Source organism: Pseudoalteromonas sp. Cn5-37 (genome assembly GCF_021532495.1).
GTDB lineage: Bacteria > Pseudomonadota > Gammaproteobacteria > Enterobacterales > Alteromonadaceae > Pseudoalteromonas > Pseudoalteromonas simplex.
Genome location: NZ_JAKGBA010000007.1, coordinates 1 through 20916 on the forward strand (window position 1 = coordinate 1; position 20916 = coordinate 20916).

The window sequence follows — 20916 nt, forward strand, 5'->3', positions numbered from 1 at the left end:
TCGATCAACTGCTTGTAACTCATGGTATCTACTCTTGTTTTTTGGCGATTACAGAGTACCACCAACAGGCAGTTGATCTCTTCTCACCGTTTAACCATGAGTGGTGCACTTATTATCTGAATTCGGGGTTCACATCTGCCATTAATAGTTGTAGTCCTTCAGATTGACGTACACCCGTCCCAGCTAATAAAGCCCATAAACAAATATCCCGATAGTTTGATGTTTGGTCTATAAGCTCCTCAGCTAAATCAAGTGGAAAAGCCTTATTATAAAAATCTTGATTACCAGCAGTAGAGCCAACAGTTTTAAACAACGAGCTTTGAACATACTTTGGCCCCCCTGAGAGGACTCCTGCCATCATCGAATTTGCTATTAATGCATTGGCCTGACTTTGGTTTAGCACTCTTCTTGTCGTCAATTCTGAGAACATAATGTCGGCTTCAACGTCGATATTTAGCAACCCACTTTCTTTCATCACAGTGAGTTCTGATTGTAGAATTGCAGAATCCTTTACAAATTGACTAACCGAGCTAAGCATTCTAGAACATGATGTGGCTTTTTTAGGTTCTTGCCCTGTAAGCCTCGCAATCTCACCTATAAAGCCATCAGCATATTCGCCTTCTTTAAGATAAATAGGATACGAAAGTATCAGGTCTGCTAAAACAGTTCTGGATAACAAGCCTGCTTTAAGATTTTTATATTTTTCGCAAACTATAGGAAAAGTGTAAATATACTCGAAGAATGTTTTTAGATCTTGAGCAATAGCTTTGATAGTGTTTGATGGTTCTTGAGCTAGTGCTAGTGCTTCAATGTATTGCTTCGGTTCTTCTAATACTCCAAGCTCCTGATGGAACAAAGCAAATGATGAGAAGCCGTTATGAACTTTATATTCGATTTTGCTGATCATTATGTATGCACTAAGCTCTTTAAGGTTTAACTTAAACCTATTATAGTGCATAAAAGTGCATATAAAAGAAATATCTATAAAATACTTTAAAGTTGTGCTTTTGATTTAAATGCTTGATAAATAATTAGTAAATGAGGGAGTAAGATGGCGTCCGTTCAGGGATTCGAACCCCGGACCGATGCCTTAGAAGGGCATTGCTCTATCCAGCTGAGCTAAACGGACTTTATATTAACTTTTCAACATGCACTAACACAGTAGGTTGATATAAGAACCTTCGACCAACGCCTTAGAAGGGCGTTGCTCTATCCAGCTGAGCTACGGGCGCATCGAAAACTTCATAAGTTTGCCTGTAAGCGCCGCTTCTTAAAGAAGAAGTGGTCGGCGATGCAGGATTTGAACCTGCGACCCCTTGGACCCAAACCAAGTGCGCTACCAAACTGCGCTAATCGCCGATGCTTACTGTTGTTTGCGAGTGACCTCGTTAACAACGGGGTGCATAATAGTGATTTGACCGAGTCAGGTCAAACATTTTTTTAAGAAAATAATTCAATCGGTCACTTTTAGTTCATAATGGTTAAATATTGCAAATATAAGCTAAAATTTGAACTCTTTTTTATAAAGTAGCGCTTTATATAAGATTGCATCTTGGCGCTATGATGCTTTTCTGCGAAAATACGCAGCATAAATAAATATGATCAAACAAACATGATTTGTGTATCCACGCCCCCTTTATTGGATAATCATATTTAGATGTATCAGTATCAAGTTAACTAACCCCAATTAAAGGTCACCCATGACGGCAAACATCATCGATGGTAAGGCAATAGCTAAACAAGTACGCAGCAATGTAGCAGAGCGAGTTGCAGAGCGTGTAGCGAATGGATTACGCGCTCCAGGACTAGCAGTTGTGTTAGTTGGTCAAGATCCAGCTAGCCAAGTGTATGTTGGTTCTAAACGTAAAGCATGTGAAGAAGTCGGCTTTGTATCTAAGTCTTACGATTTACCTGGCGACACAACTGAGCAAGACTTACTTGCATTAATAGGTCAACTAAACGAAGACAAAGAAGTAGACGGTATCTTAGTACAGTTACCTTTACCACAAGGTCTTGATGCTGAAAAAATTCTTGAACGCATCACACCACATAAAGATGTTGATGGTTTCCACCCTTATAACATTGGTCGTTTAGCTCAGCGTATGCCGGCACTTCGTCCTTGTACGCCGAAGGGGATTATCACCCTACTCGACTCTACCGGTGTTCGCTACAAAGGTATGCACGCAGTTGTTGTTGGTGCATCAAACATTGTTGGTCGTCCTATGTCACTTGAGCTTTTACTTGCAGGCTGTACAACAACGGTTTGTCATAAGTTTACTCAAGATTTAGAAACGCATGTTCGCCGCGCTGATTTGTTAGTTGTAGCGGTGGGTAAACCTGAGTTTATTCCGGGTGATTGGGTTAAAGAAGGTGCTATTGTAATCGATGTAGGTATTAACCGCCTTGAATCTGGCAAGCTTGTTGGTGATGTTGAATACGATATCGCTGAACAAAAAGCACATTTCATTACACCAGTACCAGGTGGTGTTGGTCCAATGACTGTGGCAAGCTTAATCGAAAACACCCTTGAAGCGTGTGAAAAGTACCACAGCTAAGAAGAGCTAAATTATTGCAAAAGGCTGCCAATTGGCAGCCTTTTTTGATTTTAAGTTTTTTGTAGTTTGAACAGCCTGAGCTTTAACATCTGGGGGAGCACTGAAAACACAATCATCATAAACATCAATAGGTATTGCCAGTCTTGATATTGTTCGTTTATGAGTAAAACAGCGCATACGATTCCCGCAATTGGGTTAGCTATCGTTCCGAATGAAAACTCAGCTACAGTCATGCGTCCTAATAACCAAACATACAGAATATAAGCGATGGCAGTATTGGGCACGATTAACCAAAATAATGCCGAATATTGCAGCGCTGAGATAGGCTCAAATACCACTTGGTATTGCTCTGGGTGAAGTAAACTGCCATCAATAAACGCAGCCAATAATAAAATAGTGCCGCCAATGATTAACTGCCAGGTAAGCACAACCCACCAATGAATATGCACCGACAAACTCTGTACTAAGGTGCTACCAATCACAATAGTCAGTAAGGCCCCAAATAAAGCAGCCACTCCCAATACATTTAATGACACGTGTGCTGGGTCAAACAACAACCATGCCAATACCACCAGCGCCATAGCGCAGAATGCTTGAATTTTTGCAGGGCGATGTCCTTTAGTAAGCCAAGCATATATCAAAGCCACAACCGGCACAGACACCATCCCTACCCCAGCTATAGCTGCAGGAAGGTTTACTGCCATGATAAAAATAAAGGCAAAAAACAACGCGATATTCACAGCACCTAGCGTTAACAAACTTGGCCACTGCGAACGGGTTGGCAAACTAGGTTTAAGTAATAAAAGTAACAACCCTGCAGGTAGTGCACGCAATGCGCCTAATAAAAGTGGCGGCCAATCAGGTGTGGCATATTTGGTCACGGCATAGGTGGTGCCCCATAAAAAGGCGGGGATCATGGCAAATAAAATATTCAATGTCTGTCCTTGTTAATACGAAGAGATGACAAGGTAAAACCTCAAGTAAAGTTGAGGTCAATAGCTGTATCGAGTTAAAAACAAAAAAGGTTGCCTCGTTGGCAACCTTTTTTAATGAGTTATCTTTCGATGGATACTTAGGCTTTACGCCACGTTGTTTTACCAGCAGAATCTTCGAGTACCACACCAAGTGCATTCAATGCATCGCGGGCTTCATCAGCTGCCGCCCAATCTTTGTTTGCGCGGGCTTCATTACGTTTTGCTATTAACGCTTCGATGTGTGCTACTTCATCATCAGCTTGGCCACCTTGTAAAAAGGCTTCTGGATCTTGTTGTGCAACGCCTAGTACCTCTGCAACACTGCGTAGTACATAAGCGAGCTTACCAGCTTGCTCTGCATCACTGTCTTTAACACGGTTTAGCTCTTTTGCTAGTTCAAATAACACGGGTAGTGCTTCTGGTGTGTTGAAGTCATCATCCATCGCTTTTCTGAATTTAGCCACATATTCATTGCTAGCTAAATCGCATTCGATTGGCGTTACCCCGCGCAGTGCAGTGTAAATACGTTCAAGTGACGAACGTGCTTGCTCAAGGTTTTCTTGCGAATAGTTAAGCTGGCTACGGTAATGACCTGATATTAAGAAATAACGAACTGATTCAGCATCGTATTCTTTTAATACGTCACGTACGGTAAAGAAGTTGTTTAATGACTTAGACATCTTCTCTTTATTAACCTGTACCATACCTGTGTGGATCCACGTATTCACGTACTTGCCGTTATTTGCACAGCATGACTGAGCAATTTCGTTTTCATGGTGCGGGAACTGTAAATCTGATCCACCACCGTGAATATCAAAATGTTCGCCTAAGTGCTTAGAGCTCATTGCTGAACATTCGATATGCCAACCAGGACGACCCTCACCCCATGGTGAAGACCATGACGGCTCTTCTGGCTTGGCTTTTTTCCAAAGCACGAAATCAAGTGGATCTTGCTTATCTTGTGCAACTTCAACACGTGAACCAGCCTGTAGCATGGTTAGGTCTTGTTGTGATAAAGCACCGTATTGCTCAAAAGTTGATACGTCAAACAATACATCACCATCTGCAGCAACATACGCATGGCCTTTGGCAATTAGACGCTCAACCATCGCGATGATTTCATCCATATGGTTTGTTACTGTAGGCTCAACATCTGGACGCAGCATATTTAAGCTGTCGAAATCTTCATGCATGGCTTTGGTCATACGAGTCGTTAAATCATTAATTGACTCACCATTTTCGTTAGCACGTTTAATGATTTTGTCGTCAACATCAGTGATGTTACGAACGTATTTTAAATCGTAACCGATGTGGCGTAGGTAACGCACAATCACGTCAAAACCAACGAAAGTACGAGCATGACCGATGTGACAGTAATCATAAATGGTGATACCACACACGTACATGTCGATTTTGCCATCAACAAGGGGTTTAAACTGCTCTTTTTGTCGCGTAAGTGTGTTGTAAATTTGTACCATTTATAAAATGTCCTTAACGGTGTTTCGAGATTCTCTATGGTAACACTTGCAAAGCCGCTGCTCTAGCGCTTTATCAATTGAATAAGCAGTTTGTTAATCGTTTTAAACAAGCTCTTTGTTAATCAAACACAACTACTATAAAATAGCCCCATTATTAAACCTGATATAGGAAACCTCATGGTTGTACTACACACAAACTTTGGTGACATCACTATCAAGATGCACGAAAGCGATGCACCAAACACAGTTAAAAACTTCTTAGAGTATGCCAGCGCTGGCTTTTACAACGGTACTATCTTCCACCGTGTAATCGATGGTTTTATGGTACAAGGCGGTGGTTTTGAGCCGGGTATGGTTCAAAAAGAAGTAAACAACCCTATCGAAAATGAAGCAAACAACGGCCTTGCAAATAAAGTGGGCACATTAGCAATGGCACGTACGCCGGATCCACATTCAGCGACTGCGCAGTTCTTCATTAACGTTAACGACAATGACTTCTTAAACTTCAGCAGTGAAACATCACAAGGCTGGGGCTACTGCGTGTTCGCAGAAGTTGTTGAAGGTATGGACGTGGTAAACAAAATCAAAGGTGTTGCTACTGGCAGCGCTGGCTTCCACCAAGACGTACCTCTTGAAGATGTTATCATCGAAAAAGTAACGGTTAGCTAATTAAATCGTTTAGTCTTTTTGAGCGGGCCTGTTGCCCGCTTTTTTGCGAGTAACCATGAAACAAAGTTATTTTATTGCCGATCTCCATTTAACAGAAAACCGCCCAGACATCACTGCGGCATTTTTTGATTTTCTTGATAACAAGATTATTAATGATGACGTTGATGCGCTGTATATTTTGGGTGATTTTTTTGAAGTATGGGTCGGTGATGACTATCAAACTGACCTTTCAAAGAGTGTTGCCGCACGTTTAAGCCAAGTCAGTGAAAGTGGTACTGAGGTGTTTTTTATCCATGGTAATCGCGATTTCATTATGCGAGAAGACTATGCAAAAAGCGCAAGTATGACTTTACTACCTGAACAAGTTGTTATTGATTTATACGGTACTCCAACAGTTATCTTGCACGGTGATGAAATGTGCACTCAAGATATTGAATATCAGAAGTTTCGTAAAAAAAGCCGTGGTTGGTGGTGGCCAAAATTAATGCTTGCTATGCCGCTTTGGTATCGCAAAAGGATTGCCCGTAACGCCCGCGAAAAATCAAAACAAAGCCAAGCTGGCAAAGCGTTAGAGATTTTAGATGTAACTGAAGATGCAGTACTAGCCATGTTTGAAAAGCATCAGGTTGCTAATATGATCCACGGTCATACCCACCGCCCCAATGTACATCACTATAATATAAATGGTAAAACGCTAACCCGCACTGTACTGGGTGACTGGTATGAACAAGGTTCATACTTAAGAGCTACTCCTGAAAAACAAAAACTAGTCCATACGCCCTTTAAATAAGCGTATTTTTAACTATGCTGTAAACAGTAATGTTAAATACCTTCTCTGTTTATGAACCGATTAAGCCTTTTCTGTTGCTGTTTACTGTTCAGCTTTTCAGTCCACTGCCAAACTTGGCAATTGGTCACTGAACCATTCCCACCCTATTTTATTGGTGAACAACACAAGCCTGGCTGGCTTCATGAAGTGATCATTGCAGCACTGAAAACACAAAATCAAAAAGCCTCTATCGAATATACTCAGTGGGCTCGAGCATTAAAACTGGCAAAACGACATAGACGTGTGGCAGTACTCGGGGCTTATTATACTGAGTTAAGAACGCGAAGCTTTATTTATTCACAACCTATTGCGACAGCTCACACAGTACTTTTTAAACGCGCAGGCAGCGAGATAACTTTTACTGGCTCACTATATTCACTAAAACCCTATACGATTAGTAAAGGAGAAGACTATGCAGTTAGCCCAGAGTTTGAACAACACCCAGAGCTTACTGTAACAACCACTGATAGCTTAATTGATAGCTTATTACTACTAAAACATGGCCGCGTTGATTTAGTTGCAGGCACAAAAGAAGTCGCTTTGTATTGGCTCAGCAACAGCGAGCGGTTACAACAAGCAAAGCAAGTAGAAGTTGAATATATTACCCCGACTTTAGCTACGCAAAATTTACACGTGATCAGCGACAAAAATCATCCCCAAGCAAAGCAATTTCAACGTAGCTTACATTTAGGTCTAAAAGCGATTGTGGCTTCAGGTGAACTAGAAGAGATTCTCCAAAGCTATGAGTTTACTGACGAGCAAACTCGTCAATTAACTCAATTATTAAGCAGAAACCTGCGCTAGTTGCGGTAATAAGAATTCAAATTTTAAGGAACTGAGCTTACTTGTGATACATAGGTACTCAAAAAAGCTTACCTAAGCTGGCACACCACTATGAAATTTAAAGTCTTCGTCAGGAGTTGATATAAGCTCAGCTTCAAGCAGACCAAAAAATTCAACACGCTCAGTGATATCAAACTCACTGATTTCTTGTGCAAGAGATAAATAGTCTTGGTAATGACGCGCTTCAGAGCGCAGTAGTGAAATATAAAAGTCACCTAAGCGCTTATCAACATGCGGGGCTAATTTAGCAAAACGCTCGCATGAGCGGGCTTCGATGTAAGCACCGATAATTAATTTATCTACCAAAGCATCAGGCTCGTAAGTTTTTACATGGCGCAGCATTCCTTTGGCATAACGACATGGGGTAATGCTTTTATATTCAATGCCGTATTCATCCATGATCTCAAGCACTTGATAAAAGTGATGAAGCTCTTCTTTTATAAGCATCACCATTTTATCGATAAGGTCTTGCCCGTAAGGTGAATTCGATTTTGGGATCATTGATTTAGTCAGCTTGTTTTTATCTGCAAGCTCTCGCCAATCACCTTCACGCTTATAAACAAGCGTTTCAAAGGGTTTTAACCACTCAAGCAACGCATCACTACTTTCTTTATCAACTGCATACTTACGAATTAAAAACATCGCAGACTGGGCTGCTTTTAATTCACAAATTAGGTGATCAATTAAAACCACATCTAAGTTTTCTTTTTTGGTTGCCGCAGCAATCCACTCATCAGGCGTTTCGCACTTTAAAAAAGAATGAATGGGCGCTAATAAATCAGAATAAGGCACTGAATAACTTCTCATCAAAAATCTTAATTCGATTTTATCACATAAATTAGCCCGCATTCCATGACCCACATCAGTGCAAAGTAATTTTCTATATGCACTAAAGAGTTACATTTAATCGGCTATATCGATTATTTCAGCTTCTTGACAAGATTTAATTACTGAACCATAACTTAATCAAAGCTGTACAAAAATAAAACAGCTCATATTCCTTTTTTACAGGGGCAATGATTATGATTCTAAACCACTTATGGGGCTTATACGCTCACCCACTCGAAGAATGGCAGACAATTGATAACCGTCACGAAAGCTTGCGCTATAGCTTATCGCACATTTTATTAATTGCTTGTATCCCTTCACTCATGGGCTACTATTCATCAGTTTATTTGGGCTGGAGTATTGGCGCAGGTGAAGCAGTATATCTAACCCATGATAGTGCATTACTTATCGCGGTTGCGATGTACTTTGCACTAATTGCGGGCGTGTTTGCACTTGCATACTTAGCTCATTGGATGGCAGTGACCTTTGGTGCAAAACCCACCTTTACACAAACCCTAGAACTTGCTGCGTATACAGCCACGCCAGTATTTATGTCTTCATTTGCGGCATTCTTACCTGAGCTATGGTTTGTGGTGTGTGTAGGTCTTGTAGCACTGGCCTACTCAGTTTACTTGCTCTATACAGGAGTGCCAATTTTAATGCATATTCCTGAAGAGCGAGGTTTTATCTATGCCAGTTCAGTAGTCACGTGCGGGCTGATTTTATTAGTAATTATTTTAGCTGCGACAGCTATTTTATGGACTAACGGAATTGTCCACCCTATGTTTACTTAAGTTCATTGTTATTTTCCTTTCTTTCCATAAACAAAAAAGGAGCTGTAAAGCTCCTTTTTTATACCAGTCAAATCAAGGCTGATTAATCAGCGCTGTTTTCTTCTTGGTTATGTAACTCTAAACTTGCTGACATCGCATTTTCACGAGTTGATTTCGCTGAATCATTACGTAAACGGTCAATGTGGTTTAGGTAATCTTGGTCGATATCACCTGTGATGTATTGACCATCAAATACTGATGTTTCAAAACGGGTGATTTCTGGGTTTTCTTGGCTTACTGCTGAGATTAAGTCATCTAGCGATTGATAGATAAGACCATCTGCACCAATGCTTGCGTTGATATCTTCAACTTCACGGCCATGAGCAATTAGCTCAGCTGCCGATGGCATATCAATACCGTAAACGTTCGGGAAGCGAATCTCTGGCGCTGCTGATGCGAAGTAAACGTTCTTAGCACCTGACTCTCGGGCCATCTCAACGATTTGCGCTGACGTTGTACCACGAACAATTGAGTCATCAACAAGTAATACGTTTTTACCTTTGAACTCACGGTCAATGGCATTCAGTTTTTGACGAACTGACTTCTTACGCATTTCTTGGCCTGGCATGATAAACGTACGGCCAATGTAGCGGTTTTTAACAAAACCTTGGCGGTATGGCAGGTTAAGGGCTGATGCAATCTCAAGTGCTACGTCACATGATGTTTCTGGAATTGGAATAACCACGTCGATGTCTTTGTCAGCCCATTCACGTGCGATTTTCTCACCTAACTTAGTACCCATGTTTACACGTGTTGCATAAACAGACATACGGTCAATTGTTGAATCTGGGCGTGCAAAGTAAACAAACTCAAAGATACACGGCGAGTAAGTTGCTTTTTCAGCACACGCTTGTGAGAAAAGTTGACCATCTTCAGTTACGTAAATTGCTTCACCTGGTGCAACGTCACGAACAAACTCAAAGCCATCTGTTTTTAAAGCAACGCTTTCTGATGCAAACATGTACTCAGTACCATTTGCAGTTTCACGCTTACCAAATACTAATGGGCGAATACCGTTCGGATCACGAAACGCAACAATACCGTGACCGATGATCATTGCAATCGTTGCATAACCACCGGTTACTTTATTATTCACTTCAGTAATCGCAGTGAAGATATCTTCAGCATCAAGTTTTAGCTTATTAGATTTGCTTAACTCATGTGCCACGATGTTAAGTAAAATTTCAGAGTCAGATGTTGTATTAACATGACGGCGAGCTTCTGAAAATAATTGCTGCTTTAATGCTTCTGCGTTCGTTAAGTTACCATTGTGCGCAAGTGCGATACCAAATGGCGAGTTAACATAGAAAGGTTGCGCTTCAGACGAGCTAGAAGAACCAGCTGTCGGGTAGCGAACATGGCCAATACCAATTGTACCTTGCAGACGTTTCATATGACGTGTATGAAATACATCTTTTACAAGGCCATTGGCTTTACGTAAGCTAAACGTGTTGTTTTCAATGGTAATGATGCCAGCTGCATCTTGACCGCGGTGTTGCAAAACAGTTAAGCCGTCATATAACGCCTGATTAACAGGAGAAGTTCCGACTATGCCAACGATACCACACATTAAATTTATCCTCGCCGATTAACGGTTTACAGAATTTAAAAAGCTCGAGTTGTTTTCGAGGTACGAGAAGAACCACTCAACAACAAAGCCAAATTCTGGAATCAAAATAGAGTTGCCCCACCAATGCGTATTAGGTGCACCGGTAAAAGCATCAAGAAAGAAGAGTAACGCGCTTACGACCAACACGCCACGAAGAGCACCAAACACTATGCCGAAAACACGGTCTGTGCCAGATAAACCAGTACGTTGTACAAGTTCACCTAAAATATAGTTTAGTAACCCACCCAACAGGAGTGTCGCAAAGAATAATATGGCTATTGCGGCTGCATTTCTTAAAAGGGGTTCTGAAATACTTGTTAGGAAGGATGCTAAATATTGGTAAAACAAACTAGAGATGATAAATGCGCCAGCCCATACAGCTAATGACATTGCTTCTTTTACAAAGCCACGTATTAAGCCGATGATAGTGGATAGTGCAATAATGCCAAGTATGGCGTAATCAACCCAGATCATAAGAACCAACTAGTCGTTAATTTGGGGCGCATTCTATAAGAGGTATACTCAAAATGCCAGATCATTTTGTAATTTCAAACTGAGTAACTTTGCCGTTTAACTTGGTTAACTGCTTTAACTCAGTAAGCTTACTTTCTAACTCTTTCTTGTTAAGTGAAGGTCCTACAAAGACTTTTGTCAGAGTGCCGTTCGGGGTTTTGATTGGGCGAGTGAAGGTTTTGAAACCATTCGCTTTTAATTTTTCTTGTAGTGATTTCACATTAGGTGCGTGAGAAAAACTGCCCAGTTGAATAACATAAGCCATTTGTGTGAGGTTCTCTTCTGGCTTACGGGTTGGCTCAGGGGCTTTAGCGACTGGCTTGGCAGGCTCTTGCACTGCAACTTTTGGCTCAGCTTTGTTAATTACCGGCTCATCGATAGAAGCTTCAACCATTTGCGGCGCAGTATCAATTTGCTGGGTTTCATTTGCGACAAGATCAGCGTCGTTTGCTTGCGTATCTTCAACCGGAATTTGCGAAGGTTGCTCGGCAGAGGCGACTTTATTATCAATCACCTCTTGCAAGTCTATCGTAGTGAACTCAGGGCGTTCAGGAATAGCTTTAAAGCCTTCTTTATAATGAACCTTCTCACCATCCAAAATGTTTGGAATGAAGACAATAGCCGCCACAACCACAATCGTGGTGCCTACTAAGCGATTAATAAACCCTGCGTTCACCGATTTCCTCTCTATTTTTTAAAGTAATTGATGGCTGCAGCCACAGTTATAAACGAGCCGAACACAATCACTAACGTGTTTTCATCAACATTTGATAATAACGTATCTAGCGCAGTTTCAACACTCTCATAGTGCGTACTAGGCGCTGTTGATGTGGTTTCGGCTAGTGCTTTAGCAAGATTCTCAACTTTATCGCCACGGAAACAATCTAAGCTTGCTAACGACCACTGGTCAACAACATTTGCCACGGCTGACATAGCAGCCACCTTATCTTTATCTGCAAGCATAGCGACTAATGCATGAATTTTAAACCCTTGATCTTTATACACGCTTAATTTGCGTGCCAAATATCGAGCTGACTCAGGGTTATGCGCAACATCGGTAAAAATAAGCGGCTGCTCACTTAACTGCTGAAAGCGCCCTTCTACAGTCAGATTCGCTAAGCAATCACGCACTTGTTGCTCGCTTGGTAGTAGCTCAAGCTTTGCAAGTAAGGTCAACGCGGTTGCTGCATTTTGACAAGGGATAGCAGGCTTAGCTAAGCGCCAATCGTTACCTTGGTACTGCCAGTTAAAGCCTTCACTGTCTTCTGTGAATATGAAGTCACGGCCTGATAACACCATATCAGCGTTAATTTCATTACCATAATCAGTCACTGTATGCGGAATCGCTAAATCGCCAACAATAGCTGGTGTGTTGGTACGGAAAATACCGGCTTTATCGTAACCAACAAGTTCTCGAGTATCACCTAGGTATTCTTTATGGTCTAAATCTATGGTGGTGATCACACAAGCATGTGGGTTCACTATATTAGTCGCATCAAAACGGCCACCCAGCCCCACTTCTAGCAGCACATAATCAACGGCGTGACGTTTGAAAATAGCCAGTGCGCCTAAAGTACCGTACTCAAAATAAGTAAGCTGCGTGTCACCACGGCCTTTTTCAAGCATATCGAAAGCATCAACGTGGAATTGATCGTCAAGCTCTTGGCCATTAATACGTACGCGCTCGTTATAACGAATAAGATGCGGCGAAGCATAAGTACCCACACTGTAACCCTGTGCAAGTAATAAACTTTCTAGGCAACGGGCTGTGGTCCCTTTACCGTTTGTGCCTGCAATGAGGATTATTTTGCTTGCTGTATCGAGTAAGCCGACTTGGTTTGCCACGCGTTCTACGCGCTCTAAACCCATTTCGATATTAGCAGGATGGACACTTTCTAAATAACAAAGCCAATCATCAAGGCTTGATGATTGGCTAGGAAGGATTTCTGTCATAGCGTTTAATCAGTTAAGCTGAAATTTACGCTACTCTATGCTCTTGTTCAGTAGAAGGCAAGTTCATAAATTTCGCTAAGATACGTGCAAGGGTGTCACGCATTTCACGACGGTCTACAATCATGTCGATTGCACCATGCTCTAGCAAGAATTCACTGCGTTGGAAACCTTCAGGAAGCGTTTCACGTACTGTTTGCTCAATTACGCGAGGACCCGCAAAACCGATAAGCGCTTTAGGTTCAGCAACGTTTACATCACCAAGCATTGCAAGTGATGCAGATACACCACCCATTGTTGGATCAGTTAATACTGAAATAAACGGTAAGCCTTTTTCGCTCATTTTTGCAAGTGCAGCACTTGTTTTAGCCATTTGCATTAACGACATAAGTGCTTCTTGCATACGTGCACCACCTGATGCAGAGAAACAAATAAGTGGCATGTTGTGCTCTAAGCATTGATCTACAGCTTCAACAAAACGAGCACCTACTACTGACGCCATTGAACCACCCATAAACGAGAACTCAAAAGCAACAGCAGCAACAGGAATACCTTTTAGGCGGCCTTTCATTGCTACAAGTGCGTCTTTTTCGCCGCTTGCTTTTTGTGCTTGGGTAATACGGTCAGAATATTTTTTAGAATCTTTAAACTTTAATACGTCTTTTGGTTCGTGCTCTGCACCAATTTCTTGGCGGTCAGCATCATCTAAAAAGTTTTCAAGACGTTTACGGCCACTTAAACGCATGTGGTGATCACACTTAGGACACACGTTGAGTGCTTTTTCTAATTCTGCTTTATATAAAATTGAATCACAGTCTGTACACTTAGCCCAAACCCCTTCTGGGATTTCTTTACGACCTGACGATTTAGTCGTTTTAGGTAAGATTTTTTCTAACCAACTCATTTGCAACTCTCTTAATGCTGTTCTGTGTCGCAGTCTGTTTAATTGGAAACACTAGCTTGTGTTTCTGATAACAAATAAACAGACAGATTTTTTCAATTAAAACATGAATTACCCGCAGACGATATAAAAAACTGGTCTTAGTAGTAGTCTACTAAAGTCTAACTGTCTGAATCAGGTAAAAACAAAGGCCCTAATGGTGTTTTAGGAATGCCAAAATGTTCTGGGTAATCCACGTCAACTAAGTAAAGGCCAGCGGCTTTTGCTGTTGCACTTGCCTTAGCGCGCTCTTTTAAATCAAGTAATTCTTTTAACCACACAGGTTCATGCTTATGAAGACCTATGTCCATCAAACACCCGGTAATGTTTCGTACCATGTGATGTAAAAACGCATTGGCTTTGATATCAATGATCACATAATCACCTTGGCGTTTTACCGATAAATGGTGAATAGTACGATTTGCTGTATTTGCTTGGCAGTGTAGTGCTCTAAACGAAGTAAAGTCATGCTCACCTATTAAATACTGACAGGCTTCTTGCATTTTAGTTTCGTCTAATGGGTGATGAAAATGGGTCACCCCTTCACTCATGATAGCGCCGCGATAGGTGTAATTATAAATCACATAACGATAGCGACGTGCTGTGGCACTAAAACGAGCGTGAAAGTCTTCGCTTACAGGCTTGGCAAAGCGAATAGCAATATCTTTTGGCAGTAAGGTATTCATACCCATCGTAAACGCGACCATTTCACGCTCAGCGTGAGTATCAAAATGGATCACCTGCCCAGTGCCATGTACACCCGCATCGGTGCGGCCTGCACAAACAATTTCGACTTGATGATTACAAATACGCGACAACGCCGTTTCTACTTCTTGTTGTACGCTATTGACGTGTGATTGACGTTGCCAACCACTGTAACGCGCGCCGTTGTACTCTACTCCAAGTGCTACTCGCATAATGCTCTATTTACCTACTGTACTAAATGACGGGGCATTTTATGCGATCTACGAGCGCAATAAAAGCCACTGTCGTAGATCACATTGTTCTGGTTACTCAGATATCACACCAACTCGCTTAACTATTGTTGCGAGCTAGTATTAATCTTCTTCGATGTTATCGAGGCCCTTGGTGCCATCTTTAGCACGAAGCTTGTGGTGGATGGCTGATTTGATCAGCATATAGCCGCTAATAGGTGCGGTGATCAGTAAGAAAATTGAAATCAAAATTTCTTTCACACTGATGCCATCGTGGGTGTAGCTAAAATACACCATGGCAGCAATTAGCAGTGATGCCATGCCAAGCGTTGTTGCTTTAGTTGGACCGTGCAGGCGCATAAAAAAGTCAGGCATTTTCACAAGTCCGATTGAACCTATAAGAATAAAGCAACCACCAATTAATAATAAGATTGATACAATCCATTCACTCATCATTTGCTACCTTATTCAATAATATCGCCACGCAGCAGGTATTTACATACCGCTACAGTGCTCACAAAGCCAAGCATGGCGATTAATAATGCGGCTTCAAAATATAAATCGGTGCCCATGCTCATGCCATACAGAATAATTAAAGCAATGGTATTTATGAACATAGTATCTAAAGCCAATATACGATCAGGTACCGACGGCCCAACAATTAAGCGCCATAGGTTTAACAATAAAGATATGGCTATCATTGCAAAAACAATTAGAAAAACGGTATCTAGCATCGAAAAATCTCCTTAAGCGGTGCTTCGTAGCGCTGCTTAATAGTATTAATTAACGCTTGTTCATCAGCTAAATCGAGTACATGAATCAATAAGTAGCGCTGCTGAATTTCTTCGCCCTCTTCGAGTGACTCAGGAATAGGATAAACCTCTGCGCTCACTGTACCTGGTGTTAAAGATACTGTGCTGGCCAAAATAGTGATTGGCATTTCATGGCTTAAATCCAACGGTACTTTGATAAAACCTGGGCGTAACTTTTTCGTTGGCCCAAGGATCAACAGGGCTACTTGTAAGTTAGCAGTGACAATATCGTACAGCACTAACAATAAGTGCCTAAACGCAAGACCTGGCCTAACAATAAGCGGCTGAGGATCACGAAATGGGAAAGTGATCCACGGAATAGTAATAGCAAAAAATGCAGCTAAAAACAGGTGTCCTGGCGACACACTGTTATTTAACAACAGCCATACAATGAATAATAAAACACTGCGAAATGGTGTTGGCAACCAACGAAAGCGAGCTTCTAAACGCATTATTGGCCTCCTTGTAATACAGCGTTGATGCTAGTGTTGATATCAAACAACTGCTCTGACGTTGCTAACATATAGTCTGAAATCGGTCCTGCAAATACAACCATTAATGGTGAACACGCAAGTAATGCAACCACAGCTATCACTTTAACAGGGTGTGCTTTGGTGCCTTCAATTGCTTCACTGTCTTTGTGGGTGTGATCCCAAAATAAGCTAGTACCAGCTCGTGAAACCGCCACTAATAACGCTAAACTAGACACTAGGTAGATTGGCCAAAACAACATGGCTTTTTCGCTATCTAGCGTGCTCTTTAAAATCCATACTTTGCCGACAAAGCCAGATAACGGTGGCATACCCACAACAGCAAGCGCAGCCACTACAAAACAAGTACCAAGTAAATATGGCTGTGCAACGGCGCGCCCTGCGACTAGTCGGTCGGCAACTTTACCGCGCTGTTGAGCAATTAAATCAGCAATTAAGAATAGTACAGCGCAAATAATGGTTGAATGCACTAAGTAGTATAGTAATGCCGCGGTTGCAGCAACATTTTGAATCGCAACCAGTGCCACTAAAGTACCGACAGATACAACCACCAGATTCGCAATAAGCTTTCTAAAATCTTGACTCGCTAATACACCAATACCACCCATTACGATGGTCGCTAGTGCTAAGCCCCATAACCAAGGCTGTGCCATATGAGCAAGCTCACCAGCATTATCACCAAATATTACGGTATACACGCGCAACATGGCATACACACCGACCTTGGTCATAATCGCGAATAATGCAGCAACTAATGGCATTGCACTGGCGTAGGTATTCGGTAGCCATAAATGTAACGGTAATAACGCGCCTTTTAACGCAAATACCACGATTAACAGCAAGCCACCAATTTTAGCAAGGTAAACATCATCACCCGTCAGCTGTGGTACTTTTTGCGCTAAATCAGCAATGTTCAATGTGCCTAGCACACCATAAAGTACACCCAGCGCAATTAAGAATACGCTTGAACCAATCAGGTTTAAAATGACGTACTGCAGTGCAGCTCGGGTACTATGTTTATTGCCGGCATGCATCAATAATGAATACGAAGCAATCAACAGCACTTCAAAAAATACGAACAGGTTAAATACATCGCCCGTTAAAAAGGCGCCATTTACACCTAACACTAAAAAGTGCACTAACGGATGGAAAAAGCTCCCTTTTTTATCATCGCCAGCACAGCTGTAAAGCACTACGACCGCACCAAGGAAACTGGTAAGTAGCACCAATAGCGTTGCTAGTCTATCGGCAACCAGCACGATACCAAATGGTGCAGACCAATCACCGATTGCGTAAACAAGCGGTGCGGTATTATTAACGTGGAATAATAAATAAGCACTTACCAAGAGTGTGACAATCGACAAAATAACCGACGAAACACGGCGGATATGTAAGTTTTTTCCACATGGCGGCATGAGTAAAATAACGCCTGCCAACATCGGAATTAAAATCGGTAAAGAAGCTAAATGCTGAATCATTTTTGCTCCTTCGATGATTTAACAAGATGGCCATCAACATGGTCATTACCCAAGTCAGCACGGCCACGAATCGCTAAAATAACCACAAAAGCGGTCATCGCAAAGCCAATTACAATGGCGGTTAAAACCAGTGCTTGAGGGAGTGGATCGGCATACTCACTACCTGTACCAAGTACAGCGGCTTTGTTAATAGTTAAGCGACCTGAAGAGAATAAAAACAGGTTAACTGCATACGACAACATAGTCAGGCCGAGTACCACCGGGAAGGTACGAGCCCGCAATATTAAGTAAATTCCGCATGCAACCAGCACGCCGACGCATGATGCGTACAATACTTCCATTAAATATTTACCTCTTGCTTGGGTGTATCAGCAGTTAATTTACCTAAACTTGCTAAAATCATCAGCGTTGCACCTACAACAGTTAAATACACACCTAAATCAAATACGATAGCACTAGCAAGTTCTGTCTTGCCGACTAGCGGAATATCAAAATAATCAAACCAGGTTGTTAGGAATGGACGTTCGAAGAACCAACTTCCAATACCTGTAAACAATGCAATAGCAATACCTGACGCAATAATCTTACGATAATTCACGTCAAATCTGTCTGCAATCCAATGCGAACCATTAGCCATATATTGCAAAATAAATGCAATCGCGGTAACCAGTCCTGCAATAAAGCCTCCACCTGGTAAGTTATGACCACGTAAGAAAATATACGCAGACACAAGTAATGCAAGTGGTAACAAGCTTTGTGAAATACTCGACAGTAGAATTGGGTAACGCTCTCTTGCCCATGGGCGCCCTTCACTATCACTTGCTGGCATAAACAGCGGCAAGTTAATAAGAAGCTTATAAATACCTAACGCAGCAATACCCAATACGGTAATCTCACCTAGGGTATCAAAACCCCTAAAGTCAACGAGGATAACGTTTACAACGTTAGTACCACCACCGCCAGTTTTTGCATTAGCAACAAAGAAGTCAGAAATTGACTCAAGTGGTCTTGTCAGCAGTGCATAACAAATACTCGCCACGACCACACCAATTGCCGATGAAATACCTAAATCACGCAGAATACGCAGTGAGCTTGACTCTTTCGGAGTACGCTGTGGTAAAAAGAACAGTGCAAGCATCAGTAGCATTACGGTAACAACTTCAACCGTTAACTGAGTCAGCGCTAAATCTGGCGCAGAGAATCGAGTAAATGCAACAGACACCATCAGGCCTACGATTGAAATCATAATCAAAGATATCATTCGTGAGCGGTGCCAAATAACCGTTGCCAGCGCACCAATTATTAGTAAGCCGGCACCAATAGCATTGTGGAAATCAATTGGGGTTAACTCACTTGCTCCCGCTAACTGGCGCATTTCAAATAAAGGCCAGCCCGCACACATGAGCACCACCGCAATCATTACAAAGGCATAGCGCTGTAACGAGCCATTTTCGATACGTTTAATCTTTTCTTGTGACCACTTAATTAAGCTATATAAGCCACGCTCAAAGCCTTTTTTAGCATTAAGAGTTGGTAATGACGCTTGGAAATGGAACAGATGCTTACGCTGCACATAAATCATCACACCCACGCTTGTTGCAATAAAGCTCATTAACAGCGGTAAATTAAAACCATGCCATACAGATAGCTTATAATCTGGGGCTGCATCGCCAAGCACTGCATAAGACGCCGAAGCTAAAATATCACTTACTGCAAAGTGCGGGAACATACCGACGAGTAAACATAGCACAACCAAAATTTCGATTGGTACACGCATATAGCGTGGTGGCTCATGAGGCTGTTTTGGCAAATCGATTGGGTCGCCATTGAAAAACACGTCGTGAATAAAGCGTGCTGAATACGCGACAGAGAGTGCACCAGCAATCGTCGCTAACACTGGTATTAACCACGACATAGAGCCAAGCACTTGTTGATGTAGAGTTTCGGCAAAGAACATTTCTTTCGACAAGAAACCATTTAACAGTGGCACGCCCGCCATGGCTGCCGCTGCCACCATAGCAAGTGTGGCGGTATACGGCATAAAGCGCCACATACCATTAAGTTTACGCATATCACGGGTGCCAGTTTCATGGTCAATGATACCCGTTGCCATAAATAACGACGCTTTAAAGGTTGCGTGGTTAATGATGTGGAAGATAGCAGCCACTGTAGCAAGCTCAGTATCTAAGCCTAAGAGTAATGTAATTAAACCTAGATGGCTGATTGTTGAATAAGCCAGCAAGCCTTTTAAATCATGCTTAAATAACGCGATGTAAGCGCCAACCAATAAAGTCGCCAGACCCGTCATTGCCACTAAGATAAACCAAGTATCTGTGCCTGATAGCGCTGGATAAAAACGCGCTAATAAAAAGATACCTGCTTTAACCATGGTTGCAGAGTGCAAGTAGGCACTGACTGGTGTCGGTGCCGCCATCGCATGGGGTAACCAAAAATGAAATGGAAATTGTGCAGATTTAGTAAATGCACCTAAAAGCACTAATACCAGCGCAGCTTCATAAAGTGCATGAGATTGAATAAGTGCTTTGCTTGCTAAAATCACATCAAGATTATAGCTACCAACAATATCACCAATCAGTAATAAACCTGCTAGTAACGCAAGACCACCGGCACCGGTAATAGCAAGTGCCATGCGTGCGCCTTTGCGAGCTTCTGACTTATGCCACCAATAGCTAATCAATAAGAACGAGCTAATACTGGTGAGCTCCCAGAAAAACCACAGCTGGATCACATTATTCGACATCACGATGCCGACCATTGCGGTCATAAATAGCATTAAATAGCAGTATAGCTTTGGCATTGAGTCGCTACTACTCAAGTAATAACGCGCATAAAAAATCACCAGGGTACCGATACCCAAGATCATATATAGAAAGAGTAACGTTAAACCATCAAGTCGAAACGAGACTTGCATGTTTAAAAGAGGGATCCACTCAGCAGTGTAGCGAATTGTTTCGCCAGAAAAGACTGCAGGGGTATACGAAAATACAATTCCAAGGGCAATCAAAGGCGCTAACATGGTCAAAGCAGTGCTTTGGTTACGTGTTAGTTTTGAAGTGCAGGATGAAATAACACTGCCGATTAAGGATAACAGGGGTATCCAGAGCAAAGTCATAATTAGGAGCCTTTTAGTGTCATAAGAATATCAATACCGCTCTAGT

At 41.9% G+C, this 20916-nt stretch carries 21 protein-coding genes and 2 tRNA genes; 5 read left to right on the forward strand and 18 right to left on the reverse strand.

What is annotated here, in order from left to right; translation table 11 throughout:
* Positions 1-112: 112 nt before the first annotated feature.
* The 3 genes from L1266_RS10675 to L1266_RS10685 form a co-directional block, all read right to left on the reverse strand.
* Positions 113-907 carry a hypothetical protein gene (locus L1266_RS10675; RefSeq protein WP_235377508.1) on the reverse strand — a complete coding sequence of 265 codons (795 nt, stop codon included), beginning with the start codon at positions 905-907 and terminating at the stop codon, positions 113-115.
* A gap of 145 nt (positions 908-1052) precedes the next feature.
* A tRNA-Arg gene (locus L1266_RS10680) sits at positions 1053-1129 on the reverse strand.
* Positions 1130-1282: 153 nt separating this feature from the next.
* Positions 1283-1359 (reverse strand) — tRNA-Pro (locus L1266_RS10685).
* 341 nt (positions 1360-1700) lie between these two features.
* Between L1266_RS10685 and folD the strand changes: the two genes are divergently transcribed.
* The gene (folD, locus tag L1266_RS10690; protein WP_235377509.1) at positions 1701-2555 is read left to right on the forward strand and encodes a bifunctional methylenetetrahydrofolate dehydrogenase/methenyltetrahydrofolate cyclohydrolase FolD; all 855 of its coding nucleotides are present in this window, start codon (positions 1701-1703) and stop codon (positions 2553-2555) included.
* A 50-nt stretch (positions 2556-2605) separates the two neighbouring features.
* Here the strand turns inward: folD and L1266_RS10695 are convergent, their stop codons facing one another.
* Complete coding sequence (locus L1266_RS10695; RefSeq protein ID WP_235377510.1) at positions 2606-3490, reverse strand: DMT family transporter; 885 nt, start codon at positions 3488-3490, stop codon at positions 2606-2608.
* A gap of 137 nt (positions 3491-3627) precedes the next feature.
* Positions 3628-5007 (reverse strand): cysteine--tRNA ligase, encoded by a 1380-nt coding sequence (gene cysS, locus L1266_RS10700; protein WP_054553153.1) that lies wholly within the window; start codon positions 5005-5007, stop codon positions 3628-3630.
* Between the two features lie 177 nt (positions 5008-5184).
* Here cysS and L1266_RS10705 point away from each other — a divergent pair, with 177 nt between their 5' ends.
* The 3 genes from L1266_RS10705 to L1266_RS10715 are packed head-to-tail and all read left to right on the forward strand — an operon-like array spanning position 5185 to position 7309.
* Positions 5185-5676 carry a peptidylprolyl isomerase gene (locus tag L1266_RS10705; protein ID WP_054553154.1) on the forward strand — a complete coding sequence of 164 codons (492 nt, stop codon included), beginning with the start codon at positions 5185-5187 and terminating at the stop codon, positions 5674-5676.
* A gap of 55 nt (positions 5677-5731) precedes the next feature.
* Complete coding sequence (locus tag L1266_RS10710) at positions 5732-6466, forward strand: UDP-2,3-diacylglucosamine diphosphatase (protein ID WP_166341594.1); 735 nt, start codon at positions 5732-5734, stop codon at positions 6464-6466.
* Between the two features lie 51 nt (positions 6467-6517).
* A complete protein-coding gene (locus tag L1266_RS10715; protein WP_235377511.1) occupies positions 6518-7309 on the forward strand; it encodes a transporter substrate-binding domain-containing protein in 792 nt (263 codons plus the stop codon).
* Between the two features lie 72 nt (positions 7310-7381).
* On the opposite strand, the gene miaE is transcribed toward L1266_RS10715, so the two are convergent.
* The gene (gene miaE, locus L1266_RS10720; protein ID WP_138599049.1) at positions 7382-8140 is read right to left on the reverse strand and encodes a tRNA isopentenyl-2-thiomethyl-A-37 hydroxylase MiaE; all 759 of its coding nucleotides are present in this window, start codon (positions 8138-8140) and stop codon (positions 7382-7384) included.
* A gap of 230 nt (positions 8141-8370) precedes the next feature.
* Between miaE and L1266_RS10725 the strand changes: the two genes are divergently transcribed.
* On the forward strand, positions 8371-8970 hold the full coding sequence (locus tag L1266_RS10725; RefSeq protein ID WP_054553157.1) for a Yip1 family protein: 600 nt from the start codon (positions 8371-8373) through the stop codon (positions 8968-8970).
* Positions 8971-9052: 82 nt separating this feature from the next.
* Here L1266_RS10725 and purF read toward each other — a convergent pair whose 3' ends face one another.
* The 12 genes from purF to L1266_RS10785 form a co-directional block, all read right to left on the reverse strand.
* Positions 9053-10579, reverse strand: coding sequence for an amidophosphoribosyltransferase (gene purF, locus L1266_RS10730; RefSeq protein WP_054553158.1), 1527 nt, complete (start codon positions 10577-10579; stop codon positions 9053-9055).
* Positions 10580-10597: 18 nt separating this feature from the next.
* Positions 10598-11092, reverse strand: coding sequence for a CvpA family protein (locus L1266_RS10735; RefSeq protein WP_036969851.1), 495 nt, complete (start codon positions 11090-11092; stop codon positions 10598-10600).
* A gap of 61 nt (positions 11093-11153) precedes the next feature.
* Positions 11154-11807 carry an SPOR domain-containing protein gene (locus tag L1266_RS10740; RefSeq protein ID WP_235377512.1) on the reverse strand — a complete coding sequence of 218 codons (654 nt, stop codon included), beginning with the start codon at positions 11805-11807 and terminating at the stop codon, positions 11154-11156.
* Between the two features lie 11 nt (positions 11808-11818).
* Entirely contained in the window at positions 11819-13084 is a 1266-nt protein-coding gene (gene folC / locus L1266_RS10745; protein WP_235377513.1) for a bifunctional tetrahydrofolate synthase/dihydrofolate synthase, read from the reverse strand.
* A 25-nt stretch (positions 13085-13109) separates the two neighbouring features.
* Positions 13110-13985 carry an acetyl-CoA carboxylase, carboxyltransferase subunit beta gene (gene accD / locus L1266_RS10750; protein WP_054553161.1) on the reverse strand — a complete coding sequence of 292 codons (876 nt, stop codon included), beginning with the start codon at positions 13983-13985 and terminating at the stop codon, positions 13110-13112.
* A 158-nt stretch (positions 13986-14143) separates the two neighbouring features.
* Positions 14144-14938: a tRNA pseudouridine(38-40) synthase TruA gene (truA, locus tag L1266_RS10755; RefSeq protein ID WP_235377514.1), complete on the reverse strand. Its 795-nt coding sequence runs from the start codon at positions 14936-14938 to the stop codon at positions 14144-14146.
* Between the two features lie 141 nt (positions 14939-15079).
* Positions 15080-15412 carry a Na+/H+ antiporter subunit G gene (locus tag L1266_RS10760; protein ID WP_054553163.1) on the reverse strand — a complete coding sequence of 111 codons (333 nt, stop codon included), beginning with the start codon at positions 15410-15412 and terminating at the stop codon, positions 15080-15082.
* Positions 15413-15420: 8 nt separating this feature from the next.
* On the reverse strand, positions 15421-15690 hold the full coding sequence (locus L1266_RS10765; RefSeq protein WP_054553164.1) for a K+/H+ antiporter subunit F: 270 nt from the start codon (positions 15688-15690) through the stop codon (positions 15421-15423).
* Positions 15684-16220, reverse strand: a complete 537-nt coding sequence (locus L1266_RS10770; protein ID WP_054553165.1) for a Na+/H+ antiporter subunit E — start codon at positions 16218-16220, stop codon at positions 15684-15686. Before L1266_RS10770 ends, L1266_RS10765 begins: the two co-directional genes overlap by 7 nt.
* Positions 16220-17737 carry a monovalent cation/H+ antiporter subunit D gene (locus L1266_RS10775; RefSeq protein WP_235377515.1) on the reverse strand — a complete coding sequence of 506 codons (1518 nt, stop codon included), beginning with the start codon at positions 17735-17737 and terminating at the stop codon, positions 16220-16222. Before L1266_RS10775 ends, L1266_RS10770 begins: the two co-directional genes overlap by 1 nt.
* Positions 17734-18078 carry a Na+/H+ antiporter subunit C gene (locus tag L1266_RS10780; RefSeq protein ID WP_054553167.1) on the reverse strand — a complete coding sequence of 115 codons (345 nt, stop codon included), beginning with the start codon at positions 18076-18078 and terminating at the stop codon, positions 17734-17736. The genes L1266_RS10775 and L1266_RS10780 overlap by 4 nt, the downstream gene beginning before the upstream one ends.
* Complete coding sequence (locus L1266_RS10785) at positions 18078-20870, reverse strand: monovalent cation/H+ antiporter subunit A (RefSeq protein WP_055021722.1); 2793 nt, start codon at positions 20868-20870, stop codon at positions 18078-18080. The genes L1266_RS10780 and L1266_RS10785 overlap by 1 nt, the downstream gene beginning before the upstream one ends.
* Positions 20871-20916: the final 46 nt, after the last annotated feature.

Excerpts from the sequence above, each read along its gene's own strand:
- folD (WP_235377509.1), top strand. The coding sequence starts at position 1,701 with ATGACGGCAAACATCATCGATGGTAAGGCAATAGCTAAACAAGTACGC.
- truA (WP_235377514.1), bottom strand. The coding sequence starts at position 14,938 with ATGCGAGTAGCACTTGGAGTAGAGTACAACGGCGCGCGTTACAGTGGT.
- purF (WP_054553158.1), bottom strand. The coding sequence starts at position 10,579 with ATGTGTGGTATCGTTGGCATAGTCGGAACTTCTCCTGTTAATCAGGCG.
- cysS (WP_054553153.1), bottom strand. The coding sequence starts at position 5,007 with ATGGTACAAATTTACAACACACTTACGCGACAAAAAGAGCAGTTTAAA.
- L1266_RS10775 (WP_235377515.1), bottom strand. The coding sequence starts at position 17,737 with ATGATTCAGCATTTAGCTTCTTTACCGATTTTAATTCCGATGTTGGCA.
- folC (WP_235377513.1), bottom strand. The coding sequence starts at position 13,084 with ATGACAGAAATCCTTCCTAGCCAATCATCAAGCCTTGATGATTGGCTT.
- accD (WP_054553161.1), bottom strand. The coding sequence starts at position 13,985 with ATGAGTTGGTTAGAAAAAATCTTACCTAAAACGACTAAATCGTCAGGT.
- L1266_RS10785 (WP_055021722.1), bottom strand. The coding sequence starts at position 20,870 with ATGACTTTGCTCTGGATACCCCTGTTATCCTTAATCGGCAGTGTTATT.
- L1266_RS10780 (WP_054553167.1), bottom strand. The coding sequence starts at position 18,078 with ATGGAAGTATTGTACGCATCATGCGTCGGCGTGCTGGTTGCATGCGGA.
- L1266_RS10675 (WP_235377508.1), bottom strand. The coding sequence starts at position 907 with ATGATCAGCAAAATCGAATATAAAGTTCATAACGGCTTCTCATCATTT.
- L1266_RS10770 (WP_054553165.1), bottom strand. The coding sequence starts at position 16,220 with ATGCGTTTAGAAGCTCGCTTTCGTTGGTTGCCAACACCATTTCGCAGT.
- L1266_RS10715 (WP_235377511.1), top strand. The coding sequence starts at position 6,518 with ATGAACCGATTAAGCCTTTTCTGTTGCTGTTTACTGTTCAGCTTTTCA.
- L1266_RS10725 (WP_054553157.1), top strand. The coding sequence starts at position 8,371 with ATGATTCTAAACCACTTATGGGGCTTATACGCTCACCCACTCGAAGAA.
- L1266_RS10765 (WP_054553164.1), bottom strand. The coding sequence starts at position 15,690 with ATGCTAGATACCGTTTTTCTAATTGTTTTTGCAATGATAGCCATATCT.
- L1266_RS10710 (WP_166341594.1), top strand. The coding sequence starts at position 5,732 with ATGAAACAAAGTTATTTTATTGCCGATCTCCATTTAACAGAAAACCGC.
- L1266_RS10705 (WP_054553154.1), top strand. The coding sequence starts at position 5,185 with ATGGTTGTACTACACACAAACTTTGGTGACATCACTATCAAGATGCAC.
- L1266_RS10760 (WP_054553163.1), bottom strand. The coding sequence starts at position 15,412 with ATGATGAGTGAATGGATTGTATCAATCTTATTATTAATTGGTGGTTGC.
- L1266_RS10735 (WP_036969851.1), bottom strand. The coding sequence starts at position 11,092 with ATGATCTGGGTTGATTACGCCATACTTGGCATTATTGCACTATCCACT.